This is a genomic window from Pseudomonas sp. GM49 (assembly GCF_000282355.1).
Lineage (GTDB): Bacteria > Pseudomonadota > Gammaproteobacteria > Pseudomonadales > Pseudomonadaceae > Aquipseudomonas.
In genome coordinates this window covers 1-2013 of record NZ_AKJL01000298.1, presented here as the reverse complement: position 1 = coordinate 2013, position 2013 = coordinate 1, and the positions used below count along the sequence as shown (strand labels likewise).

Here is a 2013-nt window from a genome sequence, read left to right as displayed (position 1 = left end):
TGCTACAGATCGCATTACCGCTTAACTGACTGGCATTAGCGCTTCAGGGTCGTTTCTTGATCACCATTGCAGGGTGATTTCACTCTCGAACTCTCGCTCCCGGCCAGTGACCGGATCGATAAATTTCAGCCCCTGAGCCAGCAGTTTCAAAGGATTGGCATAGTCATCCTGCGCGTCCTTGAGCACCTCGGGGTAAAACGGGTCGTTGCAGATAGCGGCCCCCAACGCTGCCATATGCACCCGCAGCTGGTGTTTCTTGCCCGTCACCGGGTAAAGACCATAACGCCAGAGATCCCCCTGTTTCTCCCTGACTTCAACCGCAGTCTCGGTGTTGCTCGCCCCTGGCCCCTCCTGCATGCGGAAGAACGGTTCGCCATCGACCAGTCGGCTTTTATGAACCAGCGGGAAAGCAAGGTCAGGTAACGGCGCGGCGATGGCCTCGTAGCGTTTTTCGATCTGCCGGGTTGGGAACAAGGACTGATAAGCCGAACGACTCTGCGGATTGGCGGAAAACAGCACCAGCCCCGCGGTATGCCGGTCAATGCGATGCAATGGCACCAGATGCGGATTATCCAGGCGCCGGATCAAGCGCCTCAGCAGCGTCTGTTCGACGTATTCGCCAGCCGGTGTTACAGGCAGAAAGTGCGGTTTGTCGGCCACCACCAGGTGCTCGTCCGCGTACAGGATCGACTCGATCACCGGGATCGGCTTTTCATCCGGCACTTCGCGAAAATAATGAATCCGCAATCCTTCCTTGTAGACCAGATCGAGGGCGATCGGCATGCCCTGCCCATCGAGGACCCGGCCACGGGCGATTCTGTCCAGCCATTGTTCACGACCGATGGCGCTGAAATGCTCACACAGGCAATCGACAACGGTCTGCCACGGGCCAGGTGGCAAGTAGAGCGTACTGGCCTGACTGTGTGCCGCGGAAAAAGAAGAAGTGGACATACGAAAGCTCTAACCCTCAGTGCAGAGCGGCATTATCCAACAGCAGGGGGAGTGAACCTAGGGGGCTTTCTCAATTAGTTTTCCCGTCGTGAAAACCAATTGAGAACGCCCCCCAAGATTCCTCAAGCCGGGATCTGCGTGCGTGCCGCCTCGGTGTACTCCTTGAGCCAGCGCAACACATCGACAGCCTCCCAGCGAGCGGGGTCATACAGGGCGTACAACAACCCCTGATAACCCACGACATCGAGTTGCCGGTGATAACCCGCGCGTTGAAACAAGGCTTCGATTTCAGCGAAACAGGTATTGAAATGCGTTTTGTTGAAGGGCGTTTTTCCCTCGGTCACCAGACCATCCAGACGCAACTCACGGACGGCCTCGTGCACGACGTCTGCGGACATCCGGTTCACGCTGCTCTTCAATTGTTCGACATTGACCACGATTCATCCCTCTCACGCCCGGGCTTGCCTGCTCGTTCCCGAAAATCGGCAACGGCAGGCAGGCACCGCGAATAGCTGTATGCGCATACAGTATCCGATCGACACCGTATAAGCCAAGGGGATCAATCGCAAAGTTCGACAGGCGGAAGATACCGCCAGCGCAAAAACCGCTTAACGCAGGAATGCCACCACTTCCTCGGCACCGAATGGCCAGCCCAGTTCAGCGCCGGTATCGACTCGCCGCAGCACTGGAATACGCAGGCTGTAAGCGGCGAACCAAGTTTCATCGTTGGTGATATCCACCAGTTCCACCAGCAGACCGCGCTCGACGAACTCCATCAACATGGCTTCGGCTACTTCACAGAGATGGCATCCAAGGGTGCCGAACAGCTGACATTCGGGAAACATGAGCGCTCAACCAAAAATTGAAGTGATCATTCTAGGCCTGCCCCGAAAAACCGTCGAGCCATTGAGCCCCTGCCCCGATGCCACCAACGATGAAGAGACCTGAGTCAGTCCTGGCTCACGGCGCCGATCTTGTGGATCGACAGGTCCGCCCCGTAATACTCCTCTTCCTGACTCAGGCGCAATCCATGCAACGCCTTGATCACGCCATACACCGCAA

Annotated in this window: 4 protein-coding genes; all 4 read right to left on the bottom strand. The window is 56.9% G+C overall.

Annotated features, from left to right (window positions below; all coding sequences use genetic code 11):
• Positions 1–60: 60 nt before the first annotated feature.
• Positions 61–951, bottom strand: a complete 891-nt coding sequence (locus tag PMI29_RS03245; RefSeq protein WP_008003308.1) for a pseudouridine synthase — start codon at positions 949–951, stop codon at positions 61–63.
• A 122-nt stretch (positions 952–1073) separates the two neighbouring features.
• On the bottom strand, positions 1074–1388 hold the full coding sequence (locus PMI29_RS03250; protein WP_008003306.1) for a hypothetical protein: 315 nt from the start codon (positions 1386–1388) through the stop codon (positions 1074–1076).
• 171 nt (positions 1389–1559) lie between these two features.
• Positions 1560–1796: a glutaredoxin family protein gene (locus tag PMI29_RS03255; protein ID WP_008003305.1), complete on the bottom strand. Its 237-nt coding sequence runs from the start codon at positions 1794–1796 to the stop codon at positions 1560–1562.
• Positions 1797–1900: 104 nt separating this feature from the next.
• Positions 1901–2013, bottom strand: a 113-nt coding sequence (locus tag PMI29_RS32200; RefSeq protein WP_008003303.1) for an ammonium transporter, incomplete at its 5' end; no start/stop codon positions are given.

Bases quoted from the DNA above. Each gene is read 5' to 3' on its own strand.
- PMI29_RS03245 (WP_008003308.1), bottom strand. From the start codon at position 951: ATGTCCACTTCTTCTTTTTCCGCGGCACACAGTCAGGCCAGTACGCTC.
- PMI29_RS03255 (WP_008003305.1), bottom strand. From the start codon at position 1,796: ATGTTTCCCGAATGTCAGCTGTTCGGCACCCTTGGATGCCATCTCTGT.